At 58.5% G+C, this 16,547-nt stretch carries 14 protein-coding genes; 12 read left to right on the forward strand and 2 right to left on the reverse strand.

The genetic code is table 11. From position 1 onward, the window contains the following. Positions 1-265: 265 nt before the first annotated feature. Positions 266-1,132 carry a DUF4351 domain-containing protein gene (locus CFK21_RS02810; RefSeq protein ID WP_096367456.1) on the reverse strand — a complete coding sequence of 289 codons (867 nt, stop codon included), beginning with the start codon at positions 1,130-1,132 and terminating at the stop codon, positions 266-268. Between the two features lie 419 nt (positions 1,133-1,551). Further along, positions 1,552-2,445 (reverse strand): hypothetical protein, encoded by an 894-nt coding sequence (locus CFK21_RS02815; RefSeq protein WP_157745259.1) that lies wholly within the window; start codon positions 2,443-2,445, stop codon positions 1,552-1,554. 252 nt (positions 2,446-2,697) lie between these two features. On the opposite strand from CFK21_RS02815, the gene CFK21_RS02820 reads away from it, so the two are divergent. The 12 genes from CFK21_RS02820 (at position 2,698) to CFK21_RS02875 (ending at position 16,496) form a co-directional block, all read left to right on the forward strand. After that, the gene (locus tag CFK21_RS02820; protein WP_096364536.1) at positions 2,698-3,507 is read left to right on the forward strand and encodes a sulfotransferase family protein; all 810 of its coding nucleotides are present in this window, start codon (positions 2,698-2,700) and stop codon (positions 3,505-3,507) included. Between the two features lie 115 nt (positions 3,508-3,622). Then, positions 3,623-5,716 (forward strand): hypothetical protein, encoded by a 2,094-nt coding sequence (locus tag CFK21_RS02825; RefSeq protein ID WP_157745261.1) that lies wholly within the window; start codon positions 3,623-3,625, stop codon positions 5,714-5,716. 84 nt (positions 5,717-5,800) lie between these two features. Beyond that, a complete protein-coding gene (locus tag CFK21_RS02830; protein WP_157745263.1) occupies positions 5,801-6,541 on the forward strand; it encodes an FkbM family methyltransferase in 741 nt (246 codons plus the stop codon). Positions 6,542-6,907: 366 nt separating this feature from the next. Continuing rightward, positions 6,908-7,759 (forward strand): sulfotransferase domain-containing protein, encoded by an 852-nt coding sequence (locus CFK21_RS02835; protein ID WP_096364542.1) that lies wholly within the window; start codon positions 6,908-6,910, stop codon positions 7,757-7,759. 281 nt (positions 7,760-8,040) lie between these two features. Continuing rightward, the gene (locus tag CFK21_RS02840; protein WP_157745265.1) at positions 8,041-9,279 is read left to right on the forward strand and encodes an oligosaccharide flippase family protein; all 1,239 of its coding nucleotides are present in this window, start codon (positions 8,041-8,043) and stop codon (positions 9,277-9,279) included. Positions 9,280-9,282: 3 nt separating this feature from the next. Then, positions 9,283-10,713: an O-antigen ligase family protein gene (locus CFK21_RS02845; RefSeq protein WP_096364546.1), complete on the forward strand. Its 1,431-nt coding sequence runs from the start codon at positions 9,283-9,285 to the stop codon at positions 10,711-10,713. 31 nt (positions 10,714-10,744) lie between these two features. After that, positions 10,745-11,386, forward strand: coding sequence for a hypothetical protein (locus CFK21_RS02850; protein WP_157745267.1), 642 nt, complete (start codon positions 10,745-10,747; stop codon positions 11,384-11,386). Between the two features lie 84 nt (positions 11,387-11,470). Then, positions 11,471-12,598: a glycosyltransferase gene (locus tag CFK21_RS02855; RefSeq protein ID WP_096364550.1), complete on the forward strand. Its 1,128-nt coding sequence runs from the start codon at positions 11,471-11,473 to the stop codon at positions 12,596-12,598. A 2-nt stretch (positions 12,599-12,600) separates the two neighbouring features. Continuing rightward, positions 12,601-13,734: a glycosyltransferase family 4 protein gene (locus CFK21_RS02860; RefSeq protein WP_096364552.1), complete on the forward strand. Its 1,134-nt coding sequence runs from the start codon at positions 12,601-12,603 to the stop codon at positions 13,732-13,734. Next, the gene (locus tag CFK21_RS02865; RefSeq protein WP_157745269.1) at positions 13,727-14,422 is read left to right on the forward strand and encodes a hypothetical protein; all 696 of its coding nucleotides are present in this window, start codon (positions 13,727-13,729) and stop codon (positions 14,420-14,422) included. The genes CFK21_RS02860 and CFK21_RS02865 overlap by 8 nt, the downstream gene beginning before the upstream one ends. Positions 14,423-14,424: 2 nt before the next feature. Then, positions 14,425-15,264 carry a glycosyltransferase family 2 protein gene (locus CFK21_RS02870; protein ID WP_096364556.1) on the forward strand — a complete coding sequence of 280 codons (840 nt, stop codon included), beginning with the start codon at positions 14,425-14,427 and terminating at the stop codon, positions 15,262-15,264. Further along, positions 15,261-16,496 (forward strand): glycosyltransferase WbuB, encoded by a 1,236-nt coding sequence (locus CFK21_RS02875; protein ID WP_197702985.1) that lies wholly within the window; start codon positions 15,261-15,263, stop codon positions 16,494-16,496. Before CFK21_RS02870 ends, CFK21_RS02875 begins: the two co-directional genes overlap by 4 nt. Positions 16,497-16,547: the final 51 nt, after the last annotated feature.

Raw genomic sequence — 16,547 nt, forward strand, 5'->3', positions numbered from 1 at the left:
ACTATTCTGAGACGATTAATAAGACCATTATTCCCAGTCTCAAGGCAACCAAGAGTTATTTGGGTGAAAGCAAATGAGCCGACTCAGTACCGAGGAACGCGAGATCCGGGAAGCCTTTGAGAAGGGAGAGCTGAAGTGATGTAGGTCGGGTTAGCCTGCAAGGCGTAACCCGACACACCCACGGCAAGTCGGGTTACGCTGCGCTAACCCGACCTACGGATTCACCCTGAGCAGTTTGCGCGGGCAGCGCCCGCCTGCGATCTCTTCAGTTCAGGACCTCTTCCGCGCTGGCCGCGGTCAGCACCCGCTCCGACCATTCGAGCAGCTGCTCGGCATCGGCGGTCTCGATCCGTTGCCGCACCGGCTCCGGCAGGGGGCCGAATCTGCGGGTCATCTGCCGCAACAGCACCTGGGCCTCGCCCTGTTGCATGCCCTGTTGCCTGAATCGCTCTGCAAATGTACTCATCTTTTCCGCCTCTTCGCGATATTCCTCTTGATACCGCGCCCGTTCCGCCTCGTCAAGCCCGGCATAGATATCCACAAAATCCAGATACTTGAGCTGTTTCTCCGGGTGCGGTTCCAGTTCGGTCAGGCCGCGCACCGCCTGAGCGTAGACCTCCACCCGCTGGCCGGACGCATGGCGCATGTTGGGCAGGTTCAACCGGGCCACGATGTTGGGGCTGTCGCGGTACTGCTCGAACGACAGCTCAGGCAATACGCAGGCGAGGTAGTGGAATGACAGGTACGTGTGCCGCTCCCCGCCCAGCGCCAGCCGCTCACGCCGTCGGCCGCGTCTGAGAAACACCACCACCGGCACTACCCGGTCGCAGTCCAGCAGCTCGCTCAGATCCAGGCAGTAGTGGGCCAGGCGATGGAGGGAGAACCGCCCCGGCTCGCTTTCCTCTTCCACCACGAACAGGATCGCCTCCCGGCGCCCGTCGGGCCATTGCACCTGAAGCGGGACATCCAGCTCCCGGAACCGCTCGCCGAGACGTTCCTTGAGCTGTTCCTGGCGTACCGGGGTGATCTGCACAGTCGCATCCAGCGCCTCGGCTTCAGCCGCCGCGAACAGCTCCAGCGCCTGGCGTGGGTAATCGAGAATGAGGTTCTTGAAGTTCTGGTCATGATCCATGACCGGCATCCTTGTCGGTGTCTTCCATGACACCGCGAGAGTAGCATTTTCCGGCCGGGCTTATCGCGCGGTTTCCGCCGATAATGAACTTACATAGAGCTATCACTACTTTTAGTGTAGATATTGTATTTTGTGATAGCTTCGGTTTCAGGGACGCCATCCCCACGAAGGCGGAAATCAAGGGCCAGGCCGGAACCGTCCGGGGAAAGCCTGATTAATTCCCTTTCCGTCATCCCGGCTCCCACCCCGTCATCCCGGCTCCCACCCCGTCATCCCGGCACCACCCCGTCATCCCGGCACCACCCCGTCATCCCGGCACCACCCCGTCATCCCGGCACCACCCCGTCATCCCGGCACCACCCCGTCATCCCCGCGCAGGCGGGGATCCAGAAACCGCCGCGCCCAGTCGATTCCACCCCTCACAACCGCCCCTCATCCCCCTGCCCATACAGCAGCAGACTCAGCACATAGATCCCCTGCGCCGTGGTGTGGAAATTGCCCACGGCCCGGCCGGGCCCGATGCCGTTGCGCGTCCACACCAGATCGCGAGCCCCTGGCAGGGGCAGCAACATCGGGGTGTTGGCCCAGGCCCCATCAGGCAGCTGAGCGCGCAGCAGTCGCCGCAGCCAAGCCGGTTTAACCTGCCCGCCGGCCCCGGATTCGGTCAGCATCAGTACCCGCTGCAGGTACACGTCCACCGGGCGCGGATCCCAGGTGAGCTGGCCGACCAGCCGTGCCTGCAGCCGGCTCACGGTCGCGGCCAGATCCGGATCCTGCGGGCACTGCTTGCGCTGCTGCAGCCGCAGGCCCATCAGCTGGTGGGTCACGCAGGCCGAGCGGAAGCGGTGCCCGTCGCAGAAACCGGCCTGGTTCTGGGCCTGGATATCCGGCAGCGCCCACAGGTCCGCATCGCAGGTCAGCGAGAAGATGAAATGCCGGTTGTAGTAGGGCAGCCCCTCGAGCGAGGCCGGGGTGACCGGGATCCACACCCCGTCCCGGAACAGCGGCCGCCACAGGTAATCGGGATCGCGCCCCAGGTAGCGCTGCGTGTAGCGGTCGAAAAGTGCCTGCAGCCGCGCATCCCCGGTGAGGCGGGCGCTCTGCTGCAGCATCCGCCACAGCATCGGGTTGTTGGTGGAGAGCAGGTGTTCGGAATTTGTCTCGGTCCAGTGGATGGAGGCGTTCAGCGCGGCTTCCAGTTCTGCATGTGCCGGTGGGGGAGTATCGCGGTTGTACTGCCAAACGTATACGGCGTAGCCGAGAGTTGGCAGTGTGACGATTGATATAAATATAATCAGTAGCTTGCGAAGCATGGGACGCCTTTCATTATTCGGTGTTCAGGATAGTCTCATCCAAACTGTCGCGCCGGGCAAACAATCCGGTAAAAGGGACTGACACAAAGGGTTGGCGCCCATCCGCCGTTACATCCAAAGGCGGTGGCCAAACGCGCCCGTAACCCGCAAAATAGCGTGCTGGCGGTCAGCACCGCACGCAAACAGTTTATAATTATAATTTATACTTTATAAACAGTATATTACTCCACCAAGAATCAGGATTTGCGCATCATGATGCATGAAAAGTCGATCCCCGTTCGCGGTGATACGCCTGAAAGAGCCATTCTGTGCATGGCAGGCAGTGGTAGATCCGGTACGTCCCTGGTCGCGAGTTTCTTGCACAAATCTGGAATCATGATGGGGAATGATATGCGCGGCCCCACTCATTCGAACAGGTTGGGGTATTTCGAGGACATGGATTTCCTCGACTTCCATAAAGGGATGCTGTCACGCAGTGGCGTGGATCGATATACGCCATGGCTGGAATTCGATATCAGCGAAAATGATTTCAGGTATGGGCAGGAACTGATCGAAAAACGGAATAAGGAGCACGTGCACTGGGGGTGGAAGGATCCGCGGGCGACCATGTTTATGGATTTCTGGCTGAAGGTCGAACCCGATATCAGATTTCTAGTGATGTATCGCGATCCCTCTGAGGTTATGACATCGATGTACCGGGAGCAGAGGCGGCGGATAAGATATCGTCACCCCACGTATGCGCCTCGCACTTGGATAGTGAATAATCTGCAAGCTTTGAATTTTTCTCAGAGGCATCCGGGCTCGGTGGCGTTTCTGGATTTGAGAACGATAAAGGAAAAGCCGCGGGAAGTGATTGGGGAATTAAGCGCCTGGATGGGTGTGCCACTGTCAGTTGATGTATGGAACCAGGTATACAAGCCTTCCGAACTGCGAGCGGTGAGACAGAACAGATTGAAGGAGCCAGTGATTAGCAATTTGGTTAGATTTGCTCATTCCTGTTATGGATCGGAAATGCGGGAAGTGTACAAGTTGCTGTGCGCCTCATCCCTGGGAAAAAGATGAGGGGGATGAATTAGGGGTGACTTCGACGGCGGTGCCCGGTGAATGGCGAAAAGGATTAGGTGGCGGTATGCGTACGCTACTGCATACGATACTGTTGTGTGTCTGCCTGGGAGGAATGCCGGCCCTGCTGGCGGCTGAGAGTGCGCAGTACCAACCAGCGTCTGCACGTATGCTGCCAGCACTGGAAGCGCTTTCATTGACACCCCCAGGGTCGGCCGGCCGGCCGGCGGGTTCCCGGGGAAGGGTGATCTCACGCGGAGATCAGCTGTTTTTCGAAGACGGTACGCGAGCGAGATTCTGGGGGGTAGGCCTTACGTTTTCCGGCTGGCGACCGATAGCCTTCCCGCCGCCGAAAGAAGACGTAGAGGATTTTGTTTACACGCTGAAGTCATACGGGTTCAATCTGGTCAGATTTGTCGGTATCGATAATAGCCTCCCTTCTTTATGTGAATACTGGAAGAAGTATGGCCATTTCGGCGGCCCGGTCATGGATCGTCTTGATTATCTGGTGGCGGAGCTCGTTGAGAGCGGTATCTATTATTCCTTCTCCATCAATAACTCATCCTTGTGTCCCCTCGATGCGTTCGATGGCGATCATACCAACGATCATCCGCAATCCTGGCGACGCTATCATGGTAAACGTTTGATCCGTCCCTACATGGTACGCAGACAGACGGACTGGATTGCAGATTTTTTTGCGCATAAGAACCCCTATACGGACAAAACCTATGCGGAAGATCCCGCCAATGTGTATCTCGCTGCGGTCAATGAGGACTCGGTCTGGTCTGTTTACTTCCGCGATAACAAATATCTTTCGAAGCAGGACCGGCTATGGCTCGATGAGGATTTCAGGGACTGGTTGAATAGCCGGAGGTCGATCCAGGATAGAAAGGGAACTGAAGCCTCGACTGCCGAGGCAGCCGATTTCAGTCTCTGGAGGCCAAGGTGGCTGCTTAGCCGGGACCAGAGGAAGTTGATCTATTCCTATCTGGCTCACGCCGATGCCCGTCTGGTTACGGAACTGAAGGATCGGCTACGGGCTATAGGGTATCAGGGTCTGATAACGCCGACCAACAACTGGTATGGATACGGGGCGCTGGATACTGCATCGCGGCATGGAGATTACGTCGAGGTGCATGGCTATTTCGATCACCCGATGGGGGCGGACAGGGAGATAGAAGGCAAATCGTTCCTGATGCGGGACGAGGGTTTTGCGGGGATTGATAAAACCGACTGGTCTTTTCCTCTCACCAAGGCAGCGCGCAGTGCGCTGCCTGATAAACCGCTGATCATGGGGGAGTGGAATCATGCGGCCTGGAGTCCCTACGCTTATGAGGGGCCCTTTCTCATGTACGCCTATAGTGCCTTGCAGGACTATGCCGGCTTGGTGGCGCATACCTGGTTTCCCTATCCGGAATCCAGGAATGGCCCGGATGTGGAGCTAAATGCATTTTCCGTTTCGACGAACCCGCTGTTCCTCAGGCTGAGCCCGATATTGTCGGCCGCATGGCTGGGACATTGCCTCAAACCGCATGCCGAAGTACTCGAAGTTGGTCTGGGTGATTCCTTCGGGGAGGTGGTCGACAGGACATTTGCTGTGGAAATGGGGCCTGATCCTGCCGTCAAAGTCGGTGACGGATTTCATAAGCTGATGCGAGTGCGATTCCCCCATAGTCCGGTTATTGATTTAAAATCGGATGCTGGCTCGGATCCCGGCGTTATTCGCCTCTCGAGTCAGATGTCTGCTGCTGCGGGCTGGGCCGCAGTCGAAGGCGATTGCGTGGCCGGTGCGGTGTTTTCGGGGCAGGGAGGTGTGCTGGATCTGGCGGGCGGTGTAAGCATAAGAATGAACGAGCAGGGAAGTGTGGTTGCGGTGGCCCTTGATGGCAGGCGAATTGCCGATTCATCGGACTTGGCGGTTACGCTGGTGGGCTCGCCTGCCATCGCTTGGCCTGAGGGCAATGGTGAGCGGATGCGATTCAGGCAGCCGGCCGGGACTACCCTGACGGCCGGGGCGGTATCTGCATCCCTGTCGATGCCGAAGACTGGAGAATGCCCGCAGGGGCAGTGGGTGGGAGGTCAGTCGCGGTATGACAAGATGATCATTCAGTCGGCGAAGGAGAATAATCTCTGTGTGATCCAAGTCGAAAGCAGGAATGGCGCTTGGGTGAGGCTCAGAGAGGGAGATGTCCTAGTGTCAACCGAATAAGCTGGACTTCCGCGGAAAGCATAAAATCGGCCGGCTGGCTGCCCAGCCCCGAAATAACCATTACTGAGGCAGGTGGAGGATAAAATGCAACCGGGTTCACATAAGAAACTGAATCGCTGGGGTAAGAAGGCTGCACCAGCGCTTTCGCGCGTCCTCAATCGCTCCCCCATGGTCGGGCTTGTCTCGATGATATCTTGGTATCTGGCCTTCATTCAGGGTAAAGGGTCGGGGGCGGGATGGGATCTCGAGGCGGAAATAAAGGGGGCGTTGAGCGCTATTCGCAGGGACAGTCATGAATCGCTTGTGTTGTTCGATGTGGGTGCGAATGTGGGTGACTGGACGGAAGGGATGCTAGCTGCCCTGGGGGATGGCTGTGCCATATACCAGTTCGAGCCAACCTTGGAATGCCGTGAGATCCTGCTGCAGAAGTCGAGGCCGAATGTGGTTCTGGTCCCGTATGGAGTCGGTGCCGAGGAAGGCGAGGCGGAAATCTATAGTATTTCGGGAGTAAAGGCAAAATCGGCTTCCCTGTATGCCCGTAAGGATACCTGCTTTGAGGATCGAAGCTATACGAAGGAAACGATACGAATAACCACGATAGACGATTTCGTGGACCAGAATAATATGGATAGAATCGACTTCATGAAGATGGATATTGAGGGGCATGAATACGCGGCCCTGAAAGGGGCTGTGAAGACGCTCGAGCGGGGCGCTATCGCGGCGCTTACATTCGAATTCGGAACTGGAAACATCAATTCCCGAACCTACTTTCGGGATTTCTGGGATCTGCTTACGCCTCTCGGATATAGGATTTCCAGGATCTGACCTGGAGGAATCCTGCTCCCGGTCGATCAGTATTATGAGGATCTCGAGTATTTCCGGGGAGCTACTAACTACCTTGCCGTGCTTGAGTTGTCTTGAAGTATTACCCATAGGACTACCTGTCAGTCTCTAACAAAATGACGGGATGAAACAGCTTTGATTGAATTGCAATGACAAGAAGGCAGTGGATGGAGATGATGTCGGTGGGCTGGGTTGGCAGCTTTTTGTGTGCGCAAATTAGTGCGGAGCATCGAGAGACTCAGCTGTAAAAGTATGGGAAGTAGAGGGTTTTAGGGAGTTGTTCCAGTTGATTTGGGTTGTAGAAAAGTTGGATTGTGTTTCTAGTAAGTGCTACGGGGCAAGGTGTCTATGAGTATGCCAATTCTTCTATCTGGTGCTAGAAAACTGGTTCGATCGGCTGAAATGAAATATCGGATAGCCTCATCTGATACGAGACTATTGCCAGATTTTATAATCGTTGGTGCTCAAAAAGCTGGAACAACTAGTATGTTCTATTGGCTGAGTAAGCATCCTCAGCTTAAGGCTTCGGCCGCTAAAGAAGTGCATTATTTTGATGGGGGGCTTGACTCTTCGATAGATAATTATGCGAAAGGTCTCTCATGGTACAAGGCGCATTTCCCAAAATACACGTCATTGCGGGAAGGCGAACGAGTTTTTGAGGCGTCCCCGTTATATCTGTTTAATCCGAATGCTCCAAAGCGGATATACGAATTATTGCCTGACGTTAAAATAATTGTGATGCTAAGAAATCCGATAGAGCGGGCAGTTTCTCACTATTTTCATGAGAAAAGACGCAACAGGGAGCCGCTAACGCTATATGAAGCAATTGTTACTGAAGAGCAACGACTTAGGCCGTATGTTGATGCGGGTGATTATAAAAATCCAATATATATTCAGCATAGCTATAAATCAAGAGGGCTTTATCTGGAACAGTTGAAGCGTTACTTAGATTATTTTCCTTTGAAAAACATTCTCATACTGAGTAGCGAAGACTTTTTTCGTGAGCCTGAAAAATGCATGAAACAGGTCTTTGAATTCGTCTCAGTAGATCCAAATTATAGATTGGGGCATTTAAAAAGAATGAATGTCGGAAGCAACAGATCTGCAATTGAGCCTGAAGTATACGAATACCTAAAAGATTATTTTAGTCAACCAAATGCGGATCTTTATGAGTTTCTGAGTATGGATTACGGGTGGTGATGCGCCCAATAGCTGTGCCGCAGTGCTTGTATTTGAAATCGGGGCGGCAAACATTAATGTCAGAATATGCTTCCTGCATTTTGGGCTGAGTTATCCTAATGGGTATAGGATTTCAAAAGATGATCCTGGAGGGAAATTGCATTAGGTCGGTCAATATTGAAAAGATTTCAAGTATATCGGCGGGGGGCGGTAAACTATCTCACAGCACTTGGGGCGTTTTGAGGAAACTCCAAGGTGCTTTTCAAGTCGCTTAGAGAAATGAAAACAGAAAGTCGCCTCCCTTGAGATTCGGTATCAAACAACGATTGCAGGAAATGGCATGGGTGACCGGTGGGTTGGCGACCTCGCGCATACTCACGCTGCTCGCTTCCGTCGTGGGCGCGAGGATCCTCGAGGTGGAGGAGTTCGGAAGATTTACATTATTCGTTACGGTGGCGCTGTTGATGGCGGACATGGGGCGTCCCATAGATAACGCCTATGTCCGGGAGACTTCCGGGAAACACAATGTCGATGCTGAGTCATATTATCACTACTCCGTCCGCCTCAAGCTCGCTTTGGTTGCAGTCGCGCTGCTCGCCTGGATTCCGGTCTGGGCGTATTCCGGAAGTGTATATGCGAGCATCCCCGGAATAATAGGCGCCGCAATGGTGGTCGGCTCATTCTGGATGATAACGTATTCACTACTGTCCGATTTTCAGCGGCGACAGCAATTCATGCGGGTGGGCCTGCTCAATCCATTGACCGGCCTCACGCTTCTGCTTGCGGTTGCTGTTGTGGCAGCAGGGGGCGAGCCGGGGCTGGGGGCTGTGGTGATTTGCACCCTTGTTCTGTCGCTGGCGGTGGCGGTGTTTAACCTGGCGCTGATTTTCAAGCGACGCGCGGCAAGGCTGTACGGTGATGAGCGCAAGCGGTTCCTCAAGCTGGTATGGGTGTTCTTCTCCTCGGGGGCGGTGCTGCAACTTGCAGGTCGGCTGGACACATTGTTGGTGGCCGCGATGACCAATATGAGAGAGCTGGCATACTATGGTGCGGCCGCCCGTACTGCAGGGCCGGTCGGGATGCTGGGGGCGGGGGCGGGTATGCTGCTCCTGCCGGTGGCAAGGCAGGCCTATGAATCGTCCCGGGGGCTGCATGATTATGTGCGCAGGTCCCTGCTCTACAACATGGCGCAGTTAGCCGTTCTGGCCCTGCTGTTCGCATTCAGTGACCAGATTGTGTTATGGCTTTTCGGTGAGGGCTATGGCGCGAGCGCGGTGATATTGAAATGGCTGCTGCTTTCGCGGATGCTGAGCGCACTGGTCGTTCCCTATCGGGTGTTGCTGCAGGCCAGCCAGCGTCCGGGGCGGCTGTTTTCCCTTTCCCTGATCAGAATGTTTTCGGGCGCAGCGGGAATTCTGGCGCTGGTACCGGTGATGGGGGCATCCGGAGCAGCGGTTGGTTTGAGTGTGGGTGAGTTCGTCACCCTGTGCAGCGCTGCGGCCTTCGTGCATCGCGGCTGGCGTCATGATAGGGAATTCTAATAGATGAGCCTTGTTGTCAGCATAGCCGCTATCGGCCTCGTCCTGTTCACTATCGGCCTGGTGATCGGCCGGATGCGCCTTATCGCCGATACCGGGTCCAGGTATGAGTGGGGTTTCTGGGGCTGGGCCTGGGTGGCCATGTTCATGAGCGGTACCCTGTTCTTCGGGCACAGCTACTCAACTAGGTCCGTGGCATTGGATGCCTCCGCCATGGTCCAATTGGCTTGGGTGGCGGCCGCATGTTGCTTCGTGTTGGTGTCGCTACCACGAACTAAAATTCTTTTCGGCTTGGCAGCGTTGCCCATAATGTTGTTTCTCCTGTACGGGCTGTTCGGGCTCGTTACCAGTGTCCTGTCCCCGGCGCCTAAGTTCTCGGCCTACAAGGCGGGCTTGGTGGTGGTGGATGCCATACTGGCGGCCGGGTTTCTGTCGTTGAGCCTGCGCGGAAGTCGTTGGCGGGTGTCGGACTTCGTGCTGGGATTGATTGTACTCGCCCTAGGTGGGGCGCTGCTCGGTGCAGTTCTATGGCCGGGCGAGGCCTTTCAGCTCAAATCAGGCGTTTTCGGGGTGATGCTTTACGGCACCCTGCCCATAATGCATCCGAACGAACTGGGGATGTGGGGCGGAATCGTGATGGTCGTTTCCCTGGTCCGCTGGTTCGCGGCCTCCACGGCAAGATCGAGGTGGGCCTGGTTGTTCATTGGCACGTCGAGCGCGACAGTGGTTCTGCTGGCCCAGTCGCGCACCTCGGTGGCTGCCATCCTGGTCAGCCTGCTGGTTGCGATCCCGTATCTGGCAAGAACGCGGGCCCAGGCCCTGATCGGTGGGGGCGTGCTGATCATGCTTGCGGTCGGCGTCGTTGGCGTAGCCACTGTGATTGTCGGACCTGACACACTGTTCGGGCCGCTCGTCGAATACCTCAAGAGGGGGCAAGATCAGGGTGGCTTGGAAACGATGCATGGCCGGGTGTGGGCATGGATGAATATCGGCTGGCCGATGTTTATGGAGTCACCACTCATCGGCAATGGGTTCGACGCCGGGACTCGGTTTGCTACCGATGTCACGATCGGTCATCTACACAATTCGTTTTTCCAGGTCCTTGCCAACAGCGGGCTACTCGGTTTCATCCCCTGGGTGATGGCGGTAACTATCGGGTCCTGCCAGCTGTTTCTCAGGGCATGGCGTCGCCGCAGTGCGCCGCTGCAACAGCGGGTCTCTGCCCTGGTGGCGCTGCTCATTATGATAGGCTTGCTCGCGAGAGCTTGGACCGGCTCTGTCCTGGTATCACATGCCTGGTCTACTATGATGTTCCTTGGCTTGATGGTGGATCTATACGCCAGCCGGCGCAGTCGGGTGAGCGAGTCGGCTGCAAACAACGTTAAGAATAAAACCGATGTCACACGAAAAACTCTATTGGCTCACAGACGGGCTTAAGCGGGCAGTCGCCGGAAGCCGGATGGGAGGCGTGTTCAACTCTCCCGCCGGCAAGCTGGTGCGCAGCTGGCTGTTCCAGGGCGTGTTGTATATGTCGCCCGATGAGCTGCTGTTTCGTATAGCGGCGGAGGTCGCAGTGATCGGGGCGGTATGGTGGCTGATTGCCGATCCGGTTTCCTGGTCCGGCGTCCTGGCAGTCATTGTGGTACACACCCTGTTCTGGCTCGTGAACAGCCATTTCTGGGCGCTGGAGATCCGCAAGGGCGTGCGGCTGGTGAAGAATCGGCCGCAGGCGGTGAAGAATTACCTGGAGGCGTTGCGGGGACGGTGCACAAGATGTCGCTCCATTAAGTGGTGCTTCGCCTCGGGTAGTCTTGCCCGTGGCGCCTTCGGTGTGTATTCGGACCTCGACGTGGCCTGTATCCCCCGGCCGGGGAACTGGAATCGCATCGTGGTGCTGGCCTTCGGCATGCGGGAGCGGTTGATCGCCGCGTTCAAAAGGATGCCGGTGGAGCTGTACTGCTACAGTGAGGAGGCGCTGGCGCACATCTCACCCGAAGAGTGCCGACTTGTCCTGAAGGGGCCGGGGAAGGCGGATGGTGATATGCAGAGATGGATGAGTTGGGATTGTTTCTGGGATTCGCCGTCGGAATTTTTCCAGCAATGCGAGTGAGCGTGCCGGGGTACGACTTGATATACGCTGCGTCCCGGCTGACAGGGCCTGGCCTTAAATAACCAATAATTAGGGGCTGACAGCTTGAGGAAGGTTCTGAGTATTCACTGGGGGTTCTCGCTCGGAGGCGTGGCCCAATATGCCGCCACCCTGGAGCGCGTCAGGGCGCGGATGCCGCTGCAGCTGCGCTCCCTGTGCCTGCTGCCCAGGGGGCGGGTCGTGGACGAGGCGACGCTTGCGAAGCTCGATGTTCGGGTGCTGCCGGTGCGTTCGCTGGCAGATCTCACCTGGATTCGCGGCGCGCGCAGGGTGATCGCCGAGGAGGCGCCGGACTGTGTCCTGAGTCATGGCTTCAACGGCCATCTCGTGGCCCTGCTGGGGACGCGGGGTCGCAGCACCGATGTGATCCGCCTGGCTACCTATCATGGCAGCTATCACCCTCCGAGTCGTGGGAAGCGGCTGGTTGCGCCGCTCTACAACGGCTTTACCCACTGGTATCTGCGCAGCCGGGCCGCCGGTGTGCTCAATGTCGCTCAATTCTGCGCGGATTTTCTCGCCGACCACGGTGTGCCCGCAAGCAAGTTGACGGTGGTCCACAACGGCATCCCGGACCTCAAACTCGATCCTGGCGTGCGCGAGGCCATCCGTAGGGAGTGGGGGTTCGGCCCGGAGCACACCCTCATCGGTGTGGCTTCCCGGCTCGATCCGGTCAAGGGGCTGGAGTATCTGCTGCAGGCCTTCGCCGGCGTGGCGCAGGATCATCTCGGTGCGCGACTGGTGCTGATGGGAGATGGCACGGTCCGCTCGGACCTCGAGGCGCAGGCCGGTGCCCTGGGAATTCGCGACCGCGTCCTGTTCACAGGCATGCGCGCCGACGTGCCACAGTGCCTGGCCGCCCTGGATGTCTTCGCACTGCCGTCGCTGGCCGAGTATCATTCCATCGGCCTGCTGGAGGCCATGCGCGCGGGCCTGCCCATCGTCGCGACCGACGTGGGGGGGAATACAGAGTCCGTGCGCGACGGGCAGGAAGGACTGATCGTCGCACCGGCGGACGCGGTGGGATTGAAGTCCGCCCTGGCCCGGCTGCTCGATGACAGGGACTTGTGCGCCCGACTCGGACAAGCGGCGCGGAGCCGATTCGTCAGCGAGTTCACGGAATATGCCATGCTGGCCAAGACTGCCAGCTGGCTGTCGCGTGTGTGTGGCGACTAGACATGCGCGTCGTCTTCTGTATTTACGATTTCGTCGAGGCCAAACTTCCGCTGCAGCCCTGGCTGACCATCCGCCTGATTGCCGAGTGTCTTGCGCGGCGGGGGCATGAGGTGCATCTGGTCAGCGATGTGCCGGCGCCGGCGCGCCTGACTGGGTGCCAGTCGCACTCGGTCGCTTCCCTGCGTGGGTCGAACGCAGCGGAGATGAAGGGACTGCTGGGCAGGCTGCGCCCCGATGCGCAGGTGTTCCTGCCCACGCCGCTGAACATCGCCACGGCGTCCTGGCTCGATGGGCTCGAATGCCGTTGTGTCGGGTTTGCCTCCTATCCTTTCTACACCGCAGGTGAGTTGATGACGGCGGCGCGCCATATCGGGCGGGCGGAGGTGAGGCAGTATCTGCGCCATCTGCTGGTGCCGGGATTCAGCTGGAAACGCGCGATGCGCCGGCGCATGCACGCGTTGGTCGCGCAGTCTGAAACGACCGCTGCCCGACTCAATGCATGGCTCGGGCAGCGACCCTTTGCCGCCTGTATCCCGCCTGGCATTGATCTGACGCAATGGCCGCTGGCGCAGGCGCGGGAGCCGGCCAGGCGCGAGCGGCTGCGGCTGCTCTATCTTGGGGCAGCGATTCCCATCCGGGGATTTCAGCTTGCGCTGGCTGCGCTTGCCCGGACCCGGGACGCGCCGGTCGATCTGCGGGTGCTGGCGCGTGGCGCCGGCCCGGTTCAGATTGCGGCGATTGAAGCCGATGTGGCGCGGCACGGCCTGCAGGGGCGGGTTGAGATCGAAGGAGGCTGGGTCGACCATGACAGATTGGTCGAGGAGATTCACGCTGCCGATGCCGTGTTGCAGCCGTTCATCCTGGTGCCGTCCGAGCTGCCGGTGACGGCCATGGAGGTTATTGCCTGCGGCACGCCGGTGATCGGCGCGCGCATCGATGGTCTGCCATCGACCATCGGCCCGGCTGGCGCAGTGGTAAAGCAGGCCGATGCCGCCGCTCTGGGCGAGCAGATCGCCGCCATGAGCCGGGAGCCTGCAATCCTGGAGAAGTGGAAAAACGGCTGTGTCGAGCAGCGCGCGCGCATGTGCGACTGGGATCGGATAACCGACGAGTGGGAGGCTGTGCTGGGTGGCTGATACCGCAACGCATCTCCCGACCCTGATCTCGATTGTGGGTGTCGACGGCAGCGGCAAATCCACGCTGGGCGGCTGGCTGATCGAGGAACTGGAGCGCCGCGGACGGCGGCCGGTGCTGGTCTGGTCTCGATTTCGCAATTACCTGTCCAAGCCGTTGCTCGCGCTGACACGGCTGACGGGACACAATTACTACAGGACGATTGACGGCGTCCGGTTCGGTTTCCATGACTTCGAGCGTCTGTACGGCTATCGCGAACTGTTCGCCCTGCTGCAGGCGATCGATGTGAACATCGCGGCCTACAGCAGGATTCAACGCCGGCGGCAAGCTGCCGATATTGTTGTCTGCGAGCGCGGTCCCTGGGATACCCTGGTCGATGTGACGGCGGATACCGGGCTGGCCTGGCTGCCCGGCTCGCGGCTGGGGGTTGCCTACGGCCGTCTCATGCGCCGCGATGCCAGGGTGCTGCTGATCTCGCGTAATTACCGGAATATCGTGCAGACGCGGCCGGAACTGGTTAACGACGGCAAGCTGGAGTTGCGGATGGGACTGTATGAACAACTGGCCCGTGAGCAGGGCTGGGATGTCATTGACAATAACGGTTCTCTGGACAGAGCCAGGCGCGGGATCCTGGCCGCGCTCGGACTGCCGGAGGCCGGCGCGGCTGCCACGGACCAGGGGGCGGAGTGACGATGCGAGCGCCGGTTTCCGTCGTGATCCTGACTCTGGACGAGGAGGTCAATATCGGGCGCTGCCTGGATTCCGTGGCCTGGTGCGACGACGTGGTGGTGCTGGACTCGTTCAGTACCGACAGGACGTGCGAGATCGCCAGGGGAAAGGGGGCGCGGATCGTGGAGCGCGCCTTCGACAATTATGCCAATCAGCGCAACCACGCGCTGAAGGAGATCGACTACAGCAACGACTGGCTGCTGATGCTGGACGCCGATGAAGTCGTGCCGGGGGAAATGGTGGAAGAGATGGCCGCCACACTCACGGGCGGCGGCGAGGATGTCACCCTGTACCGCATGCGGCGCAAGGATTACTTCATGGGGTCCTGGCTCAAGCACAGCACGAACTATTCAACGCTGTGGTTCGGCCGGCTCATGCGTCTCGGCCGGGTCTGGGTGGAGCGCGAAATCAACGAGGAATATCACACTGATGGACTCACCCGGGATCTTGATTCCGCGATCGTCCATTATCCCTTCAACAAGGGGTTGTCCGCCTGGGTGGAAAAACACAACCGGTATTCGAGCATGGAGGCCGAGTTACTTGTCCACGGCGGAGGTTATGAATGGAAGCTGCGGGAGTTGTTTGACTCCGACCCGGTTGCGCGCCGCAAGGCGCTCAAGGCGCTGATATATTCCATGCCCGGCAGGCCCTTGGTGATGTTTCTGGGGCGCTATTTCGTCGCCGGCGGTGTTCTGGACGGTCGCGCCGGGCTGATGTTCTGCCTGCTCAAGAGCTGGTATGAATACCTGATCGATTGCAAGGCGAAGGAGTTGCGGCGGCGCATGCGGGGGTTGCCGGTTTGAGTGACGTCCGCGCGCCAGGATTCCCGCGACGGCTCCTCCTCGTCTCGATCAACTATCTGCCCGAAATGACGGGGATAGGCAAATACAGCGGCGAGATGGCCGAATGGCTGGCCTCCCGGGGGGTGGAGGTGGAAGTGGTGACCGCGCCGCCCTACTATCCGGCATGGAAAGTCTCGCCTGAATATGGTTCGTACCTGTATCGGCGTGAAACAATAAACGGAGTGGGTATAACGCGCTGCCCACTCTGGGTACCGGCACGCCCCAGCGGTCTGAAACGCATCCTGCATCTGGCCAGTTTCGCGCTGAGTGCGTTCCCGGTCATCGTCTGGAAGGCAGTGCGCATGCGGCCGGATATCGTGTTCGTGGTGGAGCCGCCGTTGTTCTGTGCGCCGTCAGCGTTGCTCGCTGCCGGCCTCGGCGGCGCACAGTCATGGCTGCATGTGCAGGATTTCGAGGTCGATGCCGCTTTCGACCTGGGGGTGCTGAAGGCACGCTGGCTGCGTAAGCTGGTGCTGAAAACAGAGTCGTGGCTGATGCGGCGGTTCGCCAGGGTGACCACCATTTCCGAGCGTATGCTGGAACGCCTGAGTCAAAAGGGCGTCGAACCGGAGCGTGTGGGATTGTTGCCCAACTGGGTCGAACTGGAGCGGATATACCCTCTCCAGGAGCCCTCATCCCTGCGTGCTGAATGGGGTATGACTGAATCGGATACGGTCGTGTTGTATTCCGGGAACATGGGCGAGAAACAGGGCCTGGAGATATTGCTGGAGACGGCCAGGCGGCTTGAGGACAGGAGCGACATTCGCTTTGTTCTGTGCGGCGACGGTTCGGCGCGGGCACGGCTGGAGGTGTTGGCCGGGGGGATGAGGAACGTGGAATTCAAACCGTTGCAGCCACTGGACAGGCTCAACGATCTGCTGAACCTGGCCGATATCCATGTGCTGCCCCAGCGTGGAGACGCGGCGGACCTGGTGCTGCCGTCGAAGCTGACGAATATGCTCGCCAGCGCAAGGCCCGTGGTGGCGACTGCGGCGCCGGGAACACAGGTGGCAGAGATCGTCGAGGCGTGTGGTATCGTGGTGCCCCCTGAGGACGCCGATGCCCTGGCGCGGGCGGTGGCCCAACTGTCTGATTCGGCTGCAAAAAGATCGGAATTCGGCGCGGCGGCACGGCGGCTTGCCGAAACCGATTGGGGCAAGGACAATGTGCTTTCGCGTGTTTTTGGCCGATAGTCGGACCAGCAATAAAAAAAACTAATTAATTATGAGCCGGTAGCCGGGATG

This window comes from Thiohalobacter thiocyanaticus (assembly GCF_002356355.1).
GTDB classification, from domain to species: domain Bacteria; phylum Pseudomonadota; class Gammaproteobacteria; order Thiohalobacterales; family Thiohalobacteraceae; genus Thiohalobacter; species Thiohalobacter thiocyanaticus_A.

Excerpts from the sequence above, each read along its gene's own strand:
- CFK21_RS02835 (WP_096364542.1), top strand. The coding sequence starts at position 6,908 with ATGAGTATGCCAATTCTTCTATCTGGTGCTAGAAAACTGGTTCGATCG.
- CFK21_RS02830 (WP_157745263.1), top strand. The coding sequence starts at position 5,801 with ATGCAACCGGGTTCACATAAGAAACTGAATCGCTGGGGTAAGAAGGCT.
- CFK21_RS02820 (WP_096364536.1), top strand. The coding sequence starts at position 2,698 with ATGATGCATGAAAAGTCGATCCCCGTTCGCGGTGATACGCCTGAAAGA.
- CFK21_RS02825 (WP_157745261.1), top strand. The coding sequence starts at position 3,623 with ATGCCGGCCCTGCTGGCGGCTGAGAGTGCGCAGTACCAACCAGCGTCT.
- CFK21_RS02845 (WP_096364546.1), top strand. The coding sequence starts at position 9,283 with ATGAGCCTTGTTGTCAGCATAGCCGCTATCGGCCTCGTCCTGTTCACT.
- CFK21_RS02810 (WP_096367456.1), bottom strand. The coding sequence starts at position 1,132 with ATGGATCATGACCAGAACTTCAAGAACCTCATTCTCGATTACCCACGC.
- CFK21_RS02860 (WP_096364552.1), top strand. The coding sequence starts at position 12,601 with ATGCGCGTCGTCTTCTGTATTTACGATTTCGTCGAGGCCAAACTTCCG.
- CFK21_RS02815 (WP_157745259.1), bottom strand. The coding sequence starts at position 2,445 with ATGCTTCGCAAGCTACTGATTATATTTATATCAATCGTCACACTGCCA.
- CFK21_RS02870 (WP_096364556.1), top strand. The coding sequence starts at position 14,425 with ATGCGAGCGCCGGTTTCCGTCGTGATCCTGACTCTGGACGAGGAGGTC.